The organism is Flavobacterium sp. AC267 (assembly GCF_979258715.1).
This window is the reverse complement of record NZ_OZ409875.1, coordinates 4,004,793-4,021,942: the sequence shown is the minus strand read 5'-3', so window position 1 is coordinate 4,021,942 and position 17,150 is coordinate 4,004,793. Positions and strand designations below refer to the sequence as shown.

Sequence of the window (17,150 nt, the reverse complement as noted above, 5' to 3'; positions counted from 1 at the left end):
ATTTTATGTATTCAATTTAGTTTTATCTTGAGGAGAAGTAGTTGCGCAAACAAGATTTTTCCTAAAAATACTTGGGGTAATACCAGTACTTTTCTTAAAAAATTTGATGAAATGGGAAAGATCTTCAAAGCTTAGTGACCATGCTATTTCCATAATATTCCATTCTGTATCCTGAAGCAGTATTTTTGCCTCTTTTATTATGCGTTCCCTTATGAGTTGGGTTGTAGTTTTATCGGTAACCTTTTTTAGGGATCGGTTAAGATGGTTTACGTGTACCAATAATGTGTCGGCAAATTCAAGCGGGTGCCGCAAAATCATCCTGCAGGAGGGATCTACTATTGGGAACTGCCCCTCAAGTAATTCCTTAAAATAAGCTGTAATACGAAAGGAACTGTTGGATTCCCTGATTAGCAACTGCGGAGCGGGCAGAAGCTTTAGAGCATTAAGGATTAGCTGTAAAACCCGATTTCGAAGCAGATCATATTTATAACTAAAATCAACGGTCATTTCCTGTTCCATCTCTTGAAAAATCTGTGTAAAAGACTTCATTTGATCTGCATTGATTTCCAAAAGTGGTGCTACTTCGGGGTCGAAAATTGGATAATTGGTAATGTTTACAAACTGGTCAAAGAAATCATTGGCAAACACGCATAAATAACCGGTCGCTGCTGGCCAAACTGTTCAAAGCGGTATACCATATTTGGCCTTGAGAATAGAATGGCGCGTTCTTTAAACTCAAGTACCTTATCAGCATAATAAATACGGTTATGTCCATGATGAAGACTGATCTTATAAATTCCCTTTGTATTGTATGGGTGGCATGTAAAAGGCTGGTCAGTTGCAGGTACCTTTACTACGGTAAAAGGAGTGGTCGCTTTCGTGTCACTTATAGGGTGGATAGTATTCTGTTGCATTGATTGAATTTACAATATCTTTGAGTTTGAAAGAACTGTTTAAAATTACATAAAAAAAAAGCATTTTAAAGAAATTACCGAAGACCAGTTTTAAAACGGTAAAAACAATTTAAATTCAGGAAGAGAAAAATAAAGTTTTAGTAATTTACAGCCAAAATGCGGCGGTGTATTACAGTCGCATTTTTGAATGTAAAATCTAATTGTTGTTTTTGAAATAAAATTATTTTTAGATTTCTGAAAGGATGGTTGGATCGCCAGTTCTCCAGACATTGTCAATTATGACGTGCTGAATGACCCAAAGATCGCCTTGTCTGCTCATCTCCACATCGTATCTGTTTTTCATAAGGTAATGACGCGAGTGGTCGTTTGATGGTAAATGTCGCGCTTCTACCAAAACATCTACTTTTGCTATGTTTTCATAAATACTTACCCTTGGATTACTTATAGAATGTGTAGTGTCTATATTACTAAGAGAACCCCTTAGTGCCCCAACTATAGTATCACGGCCCTGTAATACCGGGTACTCAAAGCCTGCTTTTTTTCCAGCAGGCCTAAAATCGGATATGGCATCTTCTGCAAAGGCAGAAGCAAGAAGATCTTTGTCTCGCAGATCAAGGCCTGCGGCGAATCTGTACAATGTTTCCATTACAGCAAGCTTATCTGTGTTTTCCGGAATAGTTTTCATGTGATTTTCCATTAGATTATATTGTAAAATTAACTTCACAAATTTCCGTAACTTCACATCGCAAAAATGGTTATTTTCAAATCAATAGTAGGCAAAATCAAACAGCCCAGATATTAACTTTCCATTGGAAAATGACTGTAAATGAGTTTTATTTCAAAACTGTCTGCAGTGTATAGTGAGAAAACTCTTTTTTAAACACCACGAATCTTCTTTAAACATTTCAATAAAAGGTTAACATTAGGTAAACTCACATAAATAATGCTTTTACTACGATTTTGCCTTAAAACTCAAAGAGTAATTTTTTGTGTTCAGTAATCATTTATGAATTTGTAACTTATTTGTATCTCACATTTACTTTATATCGCTTAATAATCTAAAACTAATTTCTGGAAGTGAAATTAACTTTTTGGACTAAATTGATATTTTATTGGGCAGTCTCAAACTTCTCCAATAAGAGGTCATTCATGAAGTGTGCTTCAGAAAATTGATGATAGATTTACTTGGGAAATCAATCTCTAAAAGTTTAGAACCTAAGCTTCTTAGACGACATTTTTGCAAGATTCCTAGTTTTCAACAATATCATGTGCCACGATTCTGCCACAAAACTTAAACTTACGCAGTATTTTTAGAAAAAGCCTTAGTTTTTGTGGCAGAATTTATATTAAATCCAGCGACAGTGTACTAAGTTTCTGCAACAAAACTTCTATTTTGTTGTATTTTGACGGCGACTCCAGTTTAATGTTTAATGTGTTATAATTAAATGCTTTCTACTGTTTGTTGTATTGGTAAAGTCACTGTAAATACGGCACCATTGTCTTTTTCACCAGAAGCGGTTATGGTTCCGTGATGTCTCTTTACAATTTTTCGGCATAGGGATAAGCCCAGGCCGTTGCCCTCATACTGGTCCTTGGAATTTAGCCTTTCAAATGCTGTAAAGATTTTTTCAGAGAACGCGGGATCCATGCCAATTCCGTTATCTTTGATTATAATCTGTACGGCATTCTCACCATTAATTTCAGATTTGCTGCAGACTTATAATGACTCTTGGAGGCTGGTCTGCCTTGGAGAATTTAAGTGCATTTTGAAGCAGGTTATAAAACAGCTGGGTAATGAGAATGGGGGCACCTTGTATTTCAGGCAGATCATTAGCAATCAGCAGGGCGCCTTTCTCTTTGATAATGAGTTCCAAATCTGTTTTTATGCTCTCAATTATTGCATTGAGATCAATATTCTGGATGGACGTTTTGCTTTTATCAATAGTAGAATAACTCAGGATGCCTTCAATGATATTGTTCATTCTAAGGCTGGCATGATCGATTTTATTGAGATAATTTATGCTTTTATCGTTAAAATGGGTGTTTTTTTCATTACGAAGCAGGGTGTTGAAAATTTTAATCTTTCGTACAGGTTCTCTAAGATCATGGCTTACTACACTGGCAAAGTGAAGTAAATCATCATTAGAGCGTTTGAGCTCCTCAGTGCTGTGAGCGACCTGTCTTTGTAATTCCTGCTGAAATTGTCGTCGCTCGCTGATATCTTGGATGATTCCAATTATAGTGCTGGGAATGTCTTGTTCATTTTTAATGATTTTACCATCTATTTTAATCCAGCTTATTGATTGATCTTCATTGACAATTCGGGCTTCGTAGCTTATTTTTCCAGTGATTTCTGCTTCTTGATGCGCTTTTTCTCGAATTGGAAGGTCCTCAGGATGAAGTCTGGCAATTAGTTCTTGGTGCGCGATATCAGAATCAATGGAGCAGATGGAATTAAAATTTCTGCACGTTATGATTTTTTTTGATTCAAGGTCTATTTCATAGGTTCCTATTCCCGATGATTCTATCGCAATCTGCAGTCTTTCTTTTGCACATTGCACCTGCTGTTTGGCTGTATGAAGTTCTGTCACGTCCGTGCCGGTATTCATAACCCCGTAGACAGTTCCCTGCTGGTCTTTCAGGGGTATGAAACTATAATTAAAATAATATGTTTTTAAAATACCGTCCACCACTAGATCGACCTTTTTATTGTGTCCATGAAACGGAATACCGGTTTTCAATACTGTGAGTACCTGCTGAAAAAAAACATCATCTTTAATTTCAGGCGACACTTCCAAATACTGTTTTCCAATTATATTAGGACCTTTACCCCAAGTATTTATCATGGCAGTATTTGCCATTTCTATGGTAAGGTTATCCCCGGAGTAAACTGCAATGGGCAGAGGGGTGTTTTCTACGATATCTTGTAAGAGCCTAATATCATACTGCATGGCGATTTGATTTTAGATTGTGCTGTGCGAAGCTAACTTGTTTTTAAGGTTAAAGAGTTATATAACAATGTAAATGAGTTTCACTATTACTATGTAGTTGCGTTACATCAGAGTTGTGAAAAAGAGTTACGTATCATATTTAAACTAAGTTAAAAAATAATTCTTTAATTTGTTTAATGATTTTTCTGAAATATTGAACAAATTATAATTTTTAACAATTTATTGCGCAGTATATTGATATATAAAGGAAAGTAATGCACTGTTGATTAAAATTTAGTACTTAAAATCTGAACCAGCATAGCTGGTAAAGATAGAAGATTAAAAAGGTACTACTGCTGTTGTGAAGTATGGTTGTGCCGGTCTATCACGTAAATGCTGGACTATTGCTTATAAATCCTGAATCGGCAGGAGGCTGACTAGCACTGGGCTGTGGTGTGTATTTATTAGTATCGGTCGCGATAGATTCGGAATACGTTATATCGTGGCATAAATTCACTTTGCTTACTAAAGTTATGTAAGCTGATTTAAGCGCGTTCTAAGCAAAATCTATTGCGGCTGTTATGTTGATCTCAAAAAGAATTGATAGTTCGTTCTTAATACTGATTCTGCTTTAAAATCTACGGATGGATCTTATTTATTATAGTGTCAAAACAGGAATGCCATGCACCGATTGCGTTTAATAACTGCTAATACTGCACATTCCAATTTGAATTGATAACTGTACTTGACTTCACTTTCCATGAAAATGCCCACAAATAGGGGCTGACTTTTTGGGGCGCAGACCTACTGTTTTTCTTTTTTATTTACTGGTAAACATTTCATTTGATTCCTCTGCAGTAATGTCAAGAAATCTTTCGTAATGTTTTAAAACATCACTGATAAGTTCATTTTTGGTAAAGTACTGCACGTCGTATCCAGGGCGCGTATCACCAAAATAAGTTTGGGGATAGTAAGTCTCGCTGTTCTGGAATTCAGGCAGATTCTGTTCCTCTACCAGAAAACCTGAGACTTTTTTGGATTGGACTTTAACTCCGTATATAAAATTGTGCATCCTGTCATGTGGAATTTGAAGCGCTACACTAAAAGGATCTGAGGCTGATTGGACCGAGGCCTGGATTCCTCTCTGGGCAAATTCCTCCTGTAGTTCCAGAAAAGCCTGTTCTGCTTTGATAATTATAAATGCTTCCGCTGACCTGCGGTCTTTGAGCGTCACAATCTGTTTTAAGCGCTGTTTCCATAATCTACCGGACCAGGGAACTGTTGAGACTGCAAAGCTCCGCTGGTAGTAGCTGTAATCGATCACCAGGCCTTTCATTAAAGCCGCGCCATAAAGAGCATGATTACAGCAAACGGCGCTACGGTAATGAGTGTCATGGTCTGAAGTGCCTTCAGGCCGCCTGCCTGCGACAATAATAGGGAGAGTACAGCGAGGAGCACACCCCAGAAAATTTTCTGCCAGGTGGGTGATACCTGCGAGTTTTTCGTTGCAATGCTGTCCATGACCAGGATTCCAGAATCTGCCGAGGTCATAAAAAATATAATTACAATAAGGATTACCACTGCCTTGGAAATAGAAGCAAAGGGCAGGTATTCCAGAAATGTGAACATTAACGTCTCAGGATTATCCGCAAGAATGCTTAAGGCTCCATCTGCAATATGAAAATCCGTCCAGATCGCACTGCTTCCAAAAACCGACATCCAGATCAAATTAAAGAGTGTCGGAAGCGACAGTACGGCGGCGATAAAAGATTTTATGGTGCGCCCTTTGGAAATACGCGCGATAAACAGCCCCACAAACGGAGCCCATGATATCCACCAGGCCCAGTATAAGATGGTCCAGTTGTAGAACCACGGCAGGGATTTTTCATCGTATACATGGGTATTGAAAGATATGGTAAAAAAACTGCTGATGTAGTTTCCCACACCTTGTGTAAAACTGCCTATGATATAGACCGTTGGACCTGCAATAAGTACAAATAGCATTAGTAGGACAGTCGCCGAGATATTAATGTTGCTTAAGATTTTGATTCCTTTACTGACTCCAGATATGGCCGAGAAAACAGCCAGCGTAACGAGCACCACTACAATACCTGTCTGAGTGGCAAAATCCGCCTGCGGGATGATATTTAAGGCCTTGAGACCTGAATTAATCTGCACTACACCAAAACCCAGTGTGGTAGTAATACCGAAAAAGGTCGTCGCAGAGCGCAAAAACATCCACAGCATTTCCCCAGCCCCCGTTAATTTTTTCTTTTAAAAGCGGATACAGACAGCTTCTCAGAGATAGCGGTGACCGATAGCGGTAGGTAAAATAAGCTAAACAAAGCCCTACCAGCCCATACACGGCCCAGGCATGTATGCCCCAGTGAAAAAACGTATACAGCTGGGCATTTTCTGCCTGATTGTTATAATGGTTACCGGCAAAACCCTCACCAGCATAATGGGACATCGGTTCTGCCACAGCAAAGTACATCAGCCCGATTCCCATACCTGCGGCTGAAAAGCATCGCTATCCAGGAAAAGAAAGAATGTTCCGGTTCGCTGTCGTTACTGCCTAGTTTGATGTTCCCATATTTGCCGCACATCAGGTACACTAGGAAAATTACAAATAAGGTGACTGACCAGACATAGACCCAGTTCAGGTTTACAAAAATGAAGTTTTTGACACTTTCCAGCACGGCCTCTGTTGGGACTGGAAACAAGACTGTAAAGGCGCAGATGCCTAGTATAAAGAGCGACCCGGGAATGACTACGCCTTTGTCAAAGGTGGTGTTTTGTATAGTTTTTTTCATATAGGCAGTTTTTTCAAAATACGATTCAATAGAGTACAGTGTTAAGCATGAGACAGCCCTGATAATTAAAGAATACTACAGCGGATAAAAAAACATGCGACGGCTGGGGATAGTATGCATCAATGTGTTTTTGCCGCATACTGCTTAAGGGATACCGGCTTAGAGAGAAGCCGCGGCATAAAACTATCAGGGCGGCAATTGTACAGGCCTAACGAATTTACACAACTGCTGTTTTAAAGTGTTCGTATCAATAATTTCTATCTTCAAAGTTAACCATATAAAAACAGATTGCAAGGAAAATACGAAATAGTTCGATATTTTGCTCTGTACTTTATAGCTGATTTGGATGTGCCTTTTCAGTTTTTTAATCTTTAATTGCGTAAAATAACAATACTTAGGCGGCATTATCTGCCAGGAGATAGGGTTTATAAACAGTTTTTCCACTATTGATATTCCAGTACAATTAAAAAGCGCCTGGTTAGGATGCTTTTTTGTTTTGAACCTGCTGGTATTTTTAAGGGTTAATCACTATTTTTGTTAGATGGCAAAACTGATCAATCTTAAAATTTTTACGCATTTTTTCCAATCTTCCTCAGCAGGTGGTATCCTTCTTCTAATATGTGTGCTGGTTTCTCTTATAATAGCTAATACAGGACTCGGAGTACATTTTAATGATTTTTTGGCGTATCGGCTGGGATTTGAGACAGCTGGTCTGCACTGCGGTATCCGGTGTCGCTGTGGATCAATGATGGCTTGATGGCTGTTTTTTTTCTGCTGGTAGGCCTTGAAATTAAAAGGGAAGTGATAGAAGGAGAGCTTTCCTCTCTTCGCCATGCGGCCCTGCCGGTGCTGGCGACTGTAGGAGGGGTTATGGTTCCCGCCTTGATTTACTTTCTTTTCAACGGACAAAGTCCTGATACTGCCAAAGGATGGGGAATCCCAATGGCAACCGATATCGCCTTTGCGCTTGGGATACTTTCCGTTCTTGGAGATAAGGTTCCCTCAGGGCTTAAAATTTTTCTTGCGGCGCTGGCCATAGTGGATGATCTGATTGCCATTTTGGTCATTGCGATTTTTTATTCCTCCGAACTTCATTTTCTGTATCTGGGTTATGCAGGGGGTATATTTGTACTGCTTATGGTTTTTAACCGTTTGGGAGTAAAGAACTTGGTTTTTTACCTGGTGCCCGGTGTGGTGATGTGGTATTTTATCCATCATTCAGGCATTCATGCCACTATAGCTGGAGTGCTTGTGGCATTAACGCCGCCTACTAATGAAGGAGACACGGACTCTCCCTTGGAAAAGCTGGAACATGCTTTGACTCGTCCGGTAAATTTTATGATCATGCCTGTTTTTGCACTGGCCAATACTAACATTGCTTTTGAATCCGAAATGCTCGCAGGGACTAACGGGGAATCTTGGACTTGGAATTATCCTGGGTCTTCTGCTGGGCAAACCCGTTGGTATTTTTCTAATGTCATGGTTCTCGGTGAAAATCAGGGCGACTGATCTGCCTGCCCAGACGACATGGACTCATGTACTTGGACTGGGGCTTTTAGGCGGAATCGGCTTTACCATGTCCATCTTTATAGCGCTGTTGTCTTTTCAGGAGCAGGCCTATCAGAATGAGGCGAAATTTGCGATACTTACTGCTTCTATACTGGCTGGGGTATCAGGTTTTGTATTGCTGAGCTGGTATCATAAAAAGAAACAGCAGCTGTAGTTTTTGTTGATTCATTTTAAGGGCTTACTGTCTTTTAAACAATGCGGCATCTTTCACTAAAAGACGTTCATTGAGCCATTTGGTGAGTTTTTCACTATCTTCTGCTGTTAGGTTTTTTGAGGCATCGTAGATCACAGCGGTAATCGTTGTGGTGCTGTCTTTATAATTTACTAAAGTGTTTTTGGCAATGGAAAGCGAATGGACATCAGGAAATAAGGTTCTTATTTCTTTTAAGAGCTGTTTGTTGTCAAATTTGTTTTTTTCCAGCTCTTTTTCCAGCTGGATTATTTTAACATCCTTTACGTTCATTTCATTCTCGCCGCTCTTGATCTGATTTAAGATATCGCCTTTTATGTCGTTAAAGCGGTCGGTGCTGTCCTGTCTGATGCGAAGGCTGGTGCCGGCAAGGTACTTATTGCTGTTGAGCCTGCTTTTAAGGCTCTGAATCTCCTTATCGGAAAATCGTTTCGATAAGAAAGCAAGTTCGAGTTTTTTCTGCTTCGCGTTAAAATCCGTCTTTTTATAAACCACCGTATAACCCTTGCCGCTGAACTCATTTTCAACAAAAAGCTCTACATTTTTTTTAAACTGCTGTTCCCTGTATAGAGAGTAGGCGAGATAACTGCTGGGAACGAGCATGGCAGTAATGAGAAAAGCAATAATATACTTAACTTTTTGTCGTCGCTTTTCATCCACCTGTTTAACAGCGACATAATTCAGGTATTTAATAATTAGAAAAGTAGCGATACCGATAAAAACGCAGTTGATGCAATACAGGTAGAAAGCTCCTAGAAAAAAGCTCCACTGGGCAGTTGCAATCCCATATCCTGCGGTGCATAAAGGCGGCATCAATGCCGTTGCAATAGCTACTCCGGGAATAGGATTTCCTTTCTCTGACCGCGTAACGGCAATGACCCCGACAACACCTCCAAAAAAAGCGATAAGAATATCGTAAATGTTCGGGGAGGTTCTCGCCAGTAGCTCCGACTGCACATCCTTGAAAGGGCTCAGGTAAAAATAAAGCGTGGAAACTACCAGACTCACAACTGTTGCATTGAGCAGGTTTTTGAGTGATTTTTTAAGCAGTGAAAAGTCATAAATGCCCAGGGCAAAACCAGCCCCTACGATAGGCCCCATGAGAGGGGATATCAGCATCGCACCAATGATAACAGCTGTAGAGTTTACATTGAGACCCACCGAGGCCACAATTATGGCGCAGGCCAGTATCCAAAGATTGGCTCCTTTAAAGGAAATGTTTTTTTTAACGGTCTCCAGTGTTTTTTCCCTGTCGTCTTCGCCTTCTCTAAGATTCAGAATATCAGTAATTTTTCTCATGAGCTGTCTAAGTTAGTGTGAGCGCTGTGATATTGCATTGCTGTATTTAAAGATAGGATTTATTTTAATAACAGGGATGGAGTTCAAACAGATTCATTACTACCCCGGCTGGTTTATTATCCATTGATTTTATCTTTGTGGTATTGTTTGAGCCATTTTTTCATTTTTTGCAAAAGCTGAATTTCCTCTGGATCACCTGCTGGATCTAAAAGGCCGATGATTGTTCTGTCGTAATTGAATTTCTTATCTTCAAAAATACAGCTGAATTTGGGTACTTCGTTGTGAGATACAAGCCATTTTCCGTGCTCTGTTTTTTTAATTTGAAATTTTTTCATAGGAGTTTAAATTTGTCTGAGTGCGTTAATTATAGTACTATTATAATGGGCAGGCACCGAACTATTGTAAACGGCTGACAGCAGGCAGTATTGTTCATGTAGATTAATTCTTTTCAAAGCGGCAGGATCTTGGAGCTTTCGGTATTATATAAAATTAATTCACAGCCTTATAACCGATACAGAATAATGTTTCGCCTTCGTTTACCGGAAGTCTTCCTGCCTTATAGAGAATTGTGCCGCTTTGGGGCGCTGTGATTATTTTCACATTACGTCCGAAAACATCTGTGATATAGCCAATTTCCTCTTCTTTTATAACTTTGCTTCCAGCTTTAAAACTGCTGTAAAATAATCCCTGGCCGGGTCCTGAAACATAGGCCTGTCGGTTGTATTTGTTTTTTGCAGGAGCGACCGGTATCACTTTTTTGCTTTCATACATTTGCGGCTCTTTGAGCATGCGGTAAACGGCATTTTTAGTAAAGGAAACATCTGACTTCTCGCAGTTGCCAAGCTTTCCAATTTCAATGCTGAGTGCCGGGATGCCCAGCCTTACGGCCTGCTTAAAGGCATACATCGCCGGCTGGCCTTCGGCAATTACATAGGGGTAACTCACAATGGTGGAAAAACCGCTGTTTTCACTAAGACGGGAAACCAGCTGGGTCTGCTCTTTGAATTCCTTGTTATCGTAATAACAGATAAAGGGTATTAGATCTTCATTGACATCCCCGCCATGCAGATCCAGAAATACGTCCGTGGCGTCAAAAACCTGAGTGGTGATAAAATTGGCAATTACCTCGGTGATACTTCCTGTTCTGTCGCCTGGAAAAACACGGTTTAAGTTCAGGTTGTCCGAAGGGTTTACAAAAGGAGTTCTTTGGTAGAAGGACTGCAGGTTCATGATGGGAATAATGATTAAATTTCCTTTAAGTTTTTGAGGATTTATTTCCCTGCGAAGTCTGCGACGAAAGAGGCTATAGCGGGATATTCCATTCCGTGAATACCTGCCGTTATTGTAAAAGTGGGACCGCTCTGGTCGCCTTTGATTAGAGTTGCGGGAAGATCTGCCGTAATGGAATCCAGGGTGCTTAAATGAAATATGGTGTCTTTAACACCTGGCTGAAGCTGGGTTAGAAACTTTTTTAGAGACTTATTTTGAGAATGTGCTGTTTGAACTATTAGTAAAGAAAATAAAAAAAAGAGTAAGTTTTTCATGCGTTACGGTAAAGCAGGTGCTAGTTTGCTTTTAGTGTTATGTTGTTTTAATGTATTGTCTGCTGTTTTATATTATAATCCATTACTTTAAGTTTTTATTTAAGTTTAAAATAATGCAATTTTGGATCTTTTGTATTTATAAAGCAGTTATTCAAAGGTCATGGATCTGAGTCTGTTTCGGTAGGATTCTAAAATATCTGATTTAGTAATAAAACCATAGTACTTCCCGTTTTTTTCCACAGGAAGAAAAATTTTATTGCTTTTCTCAAATTTATTCATAACGGTTTCCATGCTGTCAAAGAGGTGAATGGTTTGAACCGGCGGGGTCATGAGATCTTTTACAATGGCGTTTTTAATTTGAGAGGCATCAAAAATGATTTCTCTGATGTCATTAAAATAAAGTAACCCTTCGAGCTCATTCTCCGAGCTTACCACTCCAAAAACAACCTGGTCGGAATGTGCCAGAAGATCTGATACTTTTTCAAGATCTTGTTCTGCTGTAAGGGTTAGATAATCTTTTTGTACCAGATCCTCAATGTTGAGGTCGCAGAGAATATTGCTGTCTTTATTGCTGGTGAAAGCATTTCCTTTTCTGGCAAGGTTTTTTACATCCAATGAATGTTTCTCAAAACGTTTTGAAACAGCAAAGCTCACTGAAGCCACTATCATAAGAGGAATCATCAGATCATAGCCTCCGGTTATTTCTGCAATAAGGAAGATCGCTGTCAGCGGGGCATGAAACAGCCCGCTGAGAATTCCGGCCATCCCTACAAGGGTAAAATTGCTTATCGGGAGATCCGTTAAACCGATTAGATTTAAAAGTTTGGAGAAAAAATATCCGGCATAGGAGCCAAGAAATAAGGAAGGGGCAAAGTTTCCGCCGTTCCCGTCGCTTCCTAGTGTTATCCCTGAAGCATAAGCTTTAAGAAACATGGAAAATCCGACAAAAGCCAGCGAGCACCCAGCTGTTGTTATAGGATTCAAACAGTGTGTTCTTTAAAAGCACGCCTGGGTTCTTATCGGCCAGGATTTTAATGCTCTCATAGCCCTCACCGAAAAGAGTGGGGAAAATAAAAATAAGAATTCCCAATACCGCTCCTCCAATTAAGGCTTTTTTATAGGGACCGAATTTTAAGTGCGCAAAAAAATGTTCGGTTTTTAAAAACTTTCTGGCGTAAAAAACGGCAGTGAAACCTGTAAAGAGGCCCAGCATCACGTAAAATGGAATATTGTGGTAATCAAAGGTCTGCTTTTCTCTAAACCCCAGCAGTATATTTTCGTTCAGCACCACTGCTGAAACCAGTGCACCTGTTGCTGCTTGCAATCATAATAGGGGTAAAGGCCGCAATGGTCACATCTACCAGCGACACCTCGATAGCAAAAAGCACACCGGCTATAGGCGCGTTGAAAGCCGTCGCTATACCGGTCGCCACCCCGCATCCTATCAGTAAAGTGCGCTCCTGATAGCTTAATTTAAACTGCTGGGCAAAATTGGAACCAAATGTTGCCCCGGTGATGACAATCGGGCTTTCCAGCCCAGCCGATCCCCCCTAGTCCCACGGTAAGGGAACTGGTCATGATCTGGGCATACATTTGTTTTTTAGGCAGGATGCTGGCTTTACGTGCCACTACATACAGGATTTGTGAGGTGCCCTTTTCCAGGTCGCCCCCTAGGAACCTCTTAACTATAAAGGCTGTCAATACGATTCCGATAACCGGAAGCACGCTGTTGATAAAGCTTAATTTTACTATGCCGTTAATGTAGGTCGCAAATGAGAAGACCCCGTGGGCAAAGGCTTTTAAAAAGATGACGGCGAAAGCGGCAATAATTCCAATTAGGATGCTTGACAGAAAAATAAACTGTTTGCGGGTTAATTTTTTCTGTCCTTCGATAAGGAGCTGTTTTATTTTCAGGAGTCTGTCGCGGGACTGTTTTCATTTTGATTTAGGCAGAGCCTAAGGTCAGCTGCGGGATTTAAAGTTTTTACCATAAGCTTGCAGGCATTTGGTGCTGTGCCTATTTGCCTACGATAAAATCAAGCAGTATAATTTTTAGAACCAAACCCGAAGACTGGCTTTTAGCAGAGAGCTGACAAAGATTGTTTTTACAAACAGAATAAGTCAAGCTTCCGTATTACCAGTAGGTTATACTTCACTGCGCGGGATGCCGTCAGATGAAGGTATTTACACTGCATTTATAATATGTTTTTTATTTAGGTATTTACTGGATACTGGCTGGTGTCTGCTGTTAGAGCAGTAAAAAAAGCGACATTTTGATATAAAGAAGCGGTATGGGTATTAGAAAAGCTGGTAGAGGTGCAGGTAATTATGGCGCTGAATGTGGTAAATAACTTCAATGCCGTAAATTAAGCTGTTTCTGAAGGTTGTAAAAAGTGCTGATTTAGTGCTGTAAGGAATATTTAAAGCATCGCTTTCCGAAGCAGTTGCACGGTTTTTTATCTTGCTTTTAAATTTGAAATGAACATCCAGCTCTTTATATTTCATGGAAAATAAAGAAGAGACTAAAGTATTGTCCAAAGCTATAAAGTCTGTTTTTAAAAGCACAGCTTTTAAGTGGTCAGCTTTTATGTACGTAACAAAAGAGCTTTCAGGTGATTTACCTGAAACGGCGCTCGTTGTGAAGATAAGCAGTAAGAGTAAAAAAACAGATAGTAACTTTAAATACTTCATTAGTGGATCTGCATCAATTGTATTTTTCTAAAGAGAAAGCATGACAATACAGCTTATGCAAATATAATGATTTGAAAAGTTAAATTAGTTTAATCACGTAAAAGCTTCAATTTTTTAAAAGCACGGACCTAAGTATTACTATCTAAGATCAAAAAAATCCTGCATAATTTTACTTTTGCAGGATTGTATTTTTTATTTCAAACTTAGAAAATGGAGTGCAATCATTTTAATTGTACTTTTTAATCCAGTTTGCAATGTCATTAATATTTTGGGTTTCCATTTGCGGCGAATTTATTCCAACATGATGGCCGAACCCCCTCTAATTATTAAATAGTGAGTCTATAGTGGGTGTATATTTTTCTTTTATTTCTTCTATTTTAAATGTACTGCTATAGCGTGTTTTATTTACAGCACGGCACAATATTGCTTTTTTTATCTAAGGTTCATCAAACATTCGGGTCAGATTTTGTGTCAGCTGGTTTTTGCTGGTTGTCCATCATGGAAGCAACTGCAGTGTCGGGCATGATATTGCTCAGACCGATCATAGCCTTATTTTTAAAGCCCGAAATAATTTTATCTTTGCCCGACATTAAGGCCTCATAGCCGTCTTTTGCCACGTCGGCTGGATCAGCCAGTGAAGATTTGTCCTGAACAATTTTGCTTTGAAGCATAGAAGCCTTATTAAAAAAATCAGTGTCTGTAGCGCCTGGTAAAAGCGCGGTAACAGTAATATTATTTTCTTTAAGTTCATATCTTATAGCTTCGGAGAAGGAGTACACAAAAGCTTTAGTAGCATGATAAACGGACTGCCAGGGACCTGGGGTTTTGCTTGCTATTGAAGCGAGATTTAATATTTTGCCATAGCCGCGGGCGGTCATCTGTTTTGCAAAATGTTTTGTCAGTATGATAGTCGAGGCAATGTTCAGCTCCACAATGTCCAGTTCGCGCTGGATGTCAGTATCCTTGAAAAGTCCGTATTCCCCTTGTCCAGCGTTATTTACAAGCACGTCGATCTGTATATTTTTGGATTGGACTTCGTCACACAAGGCAAAGGCGTTCTCTCTTTTAAAGAGGTCTTTTGCTATGGCAATAACCTCGACACCCTGTTGGCTGAGTTCGGCGACCCTGTTTTTTAAATCGTCAATATGCCTTGCCACAATAACAAGGTTATAACCGTCTTTTGCAAATAGCTTGGCAAGCTCGTAACCAATCCCCTCACTAGCTCCCGTAATAAGCGCATAATTTTTATTCTCTTTCATGATATTTGGTATTAAAAAGTGGAATGTTTAGTAGTCAGCATAAAGACTTGTCTTTTGCTGTGGCATAAATTTAATTTGTTAATGAGTCTTATTTTTACAAAATTGTAATGTGATTTTATACAATTTCTTTGGGGAGTACGACTCGGAAAAGGTAATGATGCTAATTGATTAAAATGCATCTTAGTGCTATCAACAACTGTATTGTAAGCTGGAAATAAAGCGAACAAAGAGCAATTAATACGTGAGCTGTCGAGTGCTTTTTACACATAATCGTGCAAGAAAGTAAGCTCCAGGAGGACAGCAATTTTTTTAATAAATGGAAGGTTTTTAATATAATAGGCAGTAAAGAGGCGTGTTATGCATTGATTTAAAAGGATAAAAAAAGCATCTGTTTTAAGCAGATGCTTTTTTTAGCTCCATTTTTTTTATTTTTCACTAACACAAAATTTGCAAGATTTTAATTTTCAGCAATAGATTGCCTTACCTAGTTTTGCTAGTTTCTGGTGTAACAATAAGCGCCGCTGGTAAATAGAAAACAAAAGTATTACGCCAAGAAAGCCTTTCCAATGCGTACGCTAATTATAACTTTCGATATTTTAGCCGGTGATAAAAGGTTCTTGGTCATCATTTTTATTTCCAATGTCTTCGTTATCCAGATTTGCAGTATCTATCTCATCAGTACCCAGCTCATCAAAATCCTGAGTATCCGATTGGTTATTGTCAAGCTCATCATTGTCGAGGTTTTCCTGATCAAATTCCTCGTTTGCAAGATTGTCCCCATCAAATTCTTTGTTTGCTGGCCCCTGATTTACCAGATCTTCGCCGTAATCCGGTTCGGCGTTTTCTGTAAAGGAATGGTCAGGGGTCAGTTTGGTATCCGTATTTTGAAAATCCGCGTCTTGCTGACGGAAATTTTCTTCTGTCTTTGTTTTCATAATAAATGTTTTTAATTAATTTTTAATTCTCAAGTAACTATTTTTGGTGCAGTTTTATTGTCGCGGTACTTGCGTACTGATAAAATTGGTTCTCGTATGCGGAAAAATAAATAGGGGTAATATTCTTGCTTTGCTTTTTATCTCGGTATATTAGTAAGCTCTGTAATTTTTTCTTTACGCCATTTGCTTTGGAAACTATCACCTGCGATACAAAGCATTTTAAGACATGCAGTGTAAAATACAACAAGCATTACAAGTACTATTTCTATCAAGATGTTATAGGAACGTAGGCCTATTGGTAAAATTAAAAAGTGCCAATCGCTTTTATTTATACTCTTTATGCATTTTCTTATATAATTTTTACTCTTTACAGCTAAACAATCCATCGCACTGTTGATTTTTAATGCAGTTAAGATTATGACCTGGGTGCAATTTTGTAAGCTTTTATATAGTACTTTTGGAACTGTAAACTGCTTTAAAATGATAAATTCAGAAAATCCTCTTGGAACTGCTAAAGACTTAAATTCAAATGAAGTCGAGCCACTAAAAATTATACTGGCCGAGGACGATAAAGATGATCAGGATTTGTTTGTTGAAGCTCTGACCGCGACAAATGTTCCTTCTGAAATTACGACGGTAGAAAACGGAGAGCAGTTGATCAGCGTCTTAAAAGATGAGGATGAGCCAAAACCGGATCTTATTTTCATAGATATTAATATGCCTGTTAAAGGTGGTAAGGAGACACTGGCAGAAATAAAGAGCGATAGTGAACTCAAGGATATCCCAGCCGTTATGCTTTCCACGTCCAATCATCCTGGAGATATTGAAGATACTTTTAACAAAGGGGCAGATCTTTATATACAAAAACCAAATTCTTTCGCTGGTTTTATTCTAATACTTAAGAAAGTATTTCTGCCGCACTGGACAAAAGTTTTATTGAATCCGGTTAAGAACCTATTTTTTGTTTCTGAAAAAAATATATCTCAGGATTAATTAAGTCGCAATT

17 protein-coding genes and 2 pseudogenes are annotated in these 17,150 nt (G+C 39.0%); 2 read left to right on the top strand and 17 right to left on the bottom strand.

Annotation, left to right across the window (positions count from 1 at the left end):
- Positions 1-3: 3 nt before the first annotated feature.
- From ACZZ95_RS21250 to ACZZ95_RS21210, 9 genes are all read right to left on the bottom strand, one after another.
- A complete protein-coding gene (locus ACZZ95_RS21250; RefSeq protein ID WP_463470555.1) occupies positions 4-648 on the bottom strand; it encodes a helix-turn-helix domain-containing protein in 645 nt (214 codons plus the stop codon).
- Between the two features lie 492 nt (positions 649-1,140).
- Positions 1,141-1,611 (bottom strand): nuclear transport factor 2 family protein, encoded by a 471-nt coding sequence (locus ACZZ95_RS21245; RefSeq protein ID WP_463470554.1) that lies wholly within the window; start codon positions 1,609-1,611, stop codon positions 1,141-1,143.
- 744 nt (positions 1,612-2,355) lie between these two features.
- A complete protein-coding gene (locus ACZZ95_RS21240; protein ID WP_463470553.1) occupies positions 2,356-2,562 on the bottom strand; it encodes an ATP-binding protein in 207 nt (68 codons plus the stop codon).
- Positions 2,563-2,614: 52 nt separating this feature from the next.
- Positions 2,615-3,865: a PAS domain-containing sensor histidine kinase gene (locus tag ACZZ95_RS21235; RefSeq protein WP_463470552.1), complete on the bottom strand. Its 1,251-nt coding sequence runs from the start codon at positions 3,863-3,865 to the stop codon at positions 2,615-2,617.
- A gap of 364 nt (positions 3,866-4,229) precedes the next feature.
- Positions 4,230-4,361: a hypothetical protein gene (locus tag ACZZ95_RS21230; protein ID WP_463470551.1), complete on the bottom strand. Its 132-nt coding sequence runs from the start codon at positions 4,359-4,361 to the stop codon at positions 4,230-4,232.
- A 303-nt stretch (positions 4,362-4,664) separates the two neighbouring features.
- Positions 4,665-5,078: a hypothetical protein gene (locus tag ACZZ95_RS21225; RefSeq protein ID WP_463470550.1), complete on the bottom strand. Its 414-nt coding sequence runs from the start codon at positions 5,076-5,078 to the stop codon at positions 4,665-4,667.
- Between the two features lie 101 nt (positions 5,079-5,179).
- On the bottom strand, positions 5,180-6,082 hold the full coding sequence (locus ACZZ95_RS21220) for a BCCT family transporter (RefSeq protein ID WP_463470549.1): 903 nt from the start codon (positions 6,080-6,082) through the stop codon (positions 5,180-5,182).
- Positions 6,012-6,314, bottom strand: coding sequence for a BCCT family transporter (locus tag ACZZ95_RS21215; protein ID WP_463470548.1), 303 nt, complete (start codon positions 6,312-6,314; stop codon positions 6,012-6,014). Before ACZZ95_RS21215 ends, ACZZ95_RS21220 begins: the two co-directional genes overlap by 71 nt.
- Positions 6,295-6,657, bottom strand: a complete 363-nt coding sequence (locus ACZZ95_RS21210) for a BCCT family transporter (protein ID WP_463470547.1) — start codon at positions 6,655-6,657, stop codon at positions 6,295-6,297. The genes ACZZ95_RS21215 and ACZZ95_RS21210 overlap by 20 nt, the downstream gene beginning before the upstream one ends.
- Before the next feature lie 541 nt (positions 6,658-7,198).
- On the opposite strand from ACZZ95_RS21210, the pseudogene nhaA reads away from it, so the two are divergent.
- Positions 7,199-8,380 (top strand): annotated as a pseudogene (gene nhaA, locus ACZZ95_RS21205) (Na+/H+ antiporter NhaA).
- Between the two features lie 24 nt (positions 8,381-8,404).
- Here the strand turns inward: nhaA and ACZZ95_RS21200 are convergent.
- From ACZZ95_RS21200 to ACZZ95_RS21165, 8 genes and pseudogenes are all read right to left on the bottom strand, one after another.
- Positions 8,405-9,715 (bottom strand): TIGR00341 family protein, encoded by a 1,311-nt coding sequence (locus ACZZ95_RS21200; protein WP_463470546.1) that lies wholly within the window; start codon positions 9,713-9,715, stop codon positions 8,405-8,407.
- A gap of 116 nt (positions 9,716-9,831) precedes the next feature.
- Entirely contained in the window at positions 9,832-10,050 is a 219-nt protein-coding gene (locus ACZZ95_RS21195) for a hypothetical protein (RefSeq protein ID WP_463470545.1), read from the bottom strand.
- Positions 10,051-10,204: 154 nt separating this feature from the next.
- Positions 10,205-10,948: a succinylglutamate desuccinylase/aspartoacylase family protein gene (locus ACZZ95_RS21190; protein ID WP_463471733.1), complete on the bottom strand. Its 744-nt coding sequence runs from the start codon at positions 10,946-10,948 to the stop codon at positions 10,205-10,207.
- A gap of 38 nt (positions 10,949-10,986) precedes the next feature.
- Positions 10,987-11,259 carry a hypothetical protein gene (locus tag ACZZ95_RS21185; RefSeq protein WP_463470544.1) on the bottom strand — a complete coding sequence of 91 codons (273 nt, stop codon included), beginning with the start codon at positions 11,257-11,259 and terminating at the stop codon, positions 10,987-10,989.
- Positions 11,260-11,406: 147 nt separating this feature from the next.
- A pseudogene (locus ACZZ95_RS21180) lies at positions 11,407-13,173 on the bottom strand (chloride channel protein).
- 384 nt (positions 13,174-13,557) lie between these two features.
- Positions 13,558-13,824, bottom strand: a complete 267-nt coding sequence (locus tag ACZZ95_RS21175) for a hypothetical protein (protein WP_463470543.1) — start codon at positions 13,822-13,824, stop codon at positions 13,558-13,560.
- A gap of 572 nt (positions 13,825-14,396) precedes the next feature.
- A complete protein-coding gene (locus tag ACZZ95_RS21170) occupies positions 14,397-15,209 on the bottom strand; it encodes an SDR family NAD(P)-dependent oxidoreductase (protein ID WP_463470542.1) in 813 nt (270 codons plus the stop codon).
- 596 nt (positions 15,210-15,805) lie between these two features.
- Positions 15,806-16,144, bottom strand: a complete 339-nt coding sequence (locus ACZZ95_RS21165; RefSeq protein ID WP_463470541.1) for a hypothetical protein — start codon at positions 16,142-16,144, stop codon at positions 15,806-15,808.
- 480 nt (positions 16,145-16,624) lie between these two features.
- Between ACZZ95_RS21165 and ACZZ95_RS21160 the strand changes: the two genes are divergently transcribed.
- Positions 16,625-17,137 carry a response regulator gene (locus ACZZ95_RS21160; protein ID WP_463470540.1) on the top strand — a complete coding sequence of 171 codons (513 nt, stop codon included), beginning with the start codon at positions 16,625-16,627 and terminating at the stop codon, positions 17,135-17,137.
- The last annotated feature ends 13 nt before the right edge of the window (positions 17,138-17,150 follow it).

Coding starts and splice junctions, on each gene's coding strand:
- ACZZ95_RS21245 (WP_463470554.1), bottom strand. CDS start 1,611: ATGGAAAATCACATGAAAACTATTCCGGAAAACACAGATAAGCTTGCT.
- ACZZ95_RS21240 (WP_463470553.1), bottom strand. CDS start 2,562: ATGGATCCCGCGTTCTCTGAAAAAATCTTTACAGCATTTGAAAGGCTA.
- ACZZ95_RS21235 (WP_463470552.1), bottom strand. CDS start 3,865: ATGCAGTATGATATTAGGCTCTTACAAGATATCGTAGAAAACACCCCT.
- ACZZ95_RS21220 (WP_463470549.1), bottom strand. CDS start 6,082: ATGTTTTTGCGCTCTGCGACGACCTTTTTCGGTATTACTACCACACTG.
- ACZZ95_RS21215 (WP_463470548.1), bottom strand. CDS start 6,314: ATGTCCCATTATGCTGGTGAGGGTTTTGCCGGTAACCATTATAACAAT.
- ACZZ95_RS21210 (WP_463470547.1), bottom strand. CDS start 6,657: ATGAAAAAAACTATACAAAACACCACCTTTGACAAAGGCGTAGTCATT.
- ACZZ95_RS21200 (WP_463470546.1), bottom strand. CDS start 9,715: ATGAGAAAAATTACTGATATTCTGAATCTTAGAGAAGGCGAAGACGAC.
- ACZZ95_RS21195 (WP_463470545.1), bottom strand. CDS start 10,050: ATGAAAAAATTTCAAATTAAAAAAACAGAGCACGGAAAATGGCTTGTA.
- ACZZ95_RS21185 (WP_463470544.1), bottom strand. CDS start 11,259: ATGAAAAACTTACTCTTTTTTTTATTTTCTTTACTAATAGTTCAAACA.
- ACZZ95_RS21170 (WP_463470542.1), bottom strand. CDS start 15,209: ATGAAAGAGAATAAAAATTATGCGCTTATTACGGGAGCTAGTGAGGGG.
- ACZZ95_RS21165 (WP_463470541.1), bottom strand. CDS start 16,144: ATGAAAACAAAGACAGAAGAAAATTTCCGTCAGCAAGACGCGGATTTT.
- ACZZ95_RS21160 (WP_463470540.1), top strand. CDS start 16,625: ATGATAAATTCAGAAAATCCTCTTGGAACTGCTAAAGACTTAAATTCA.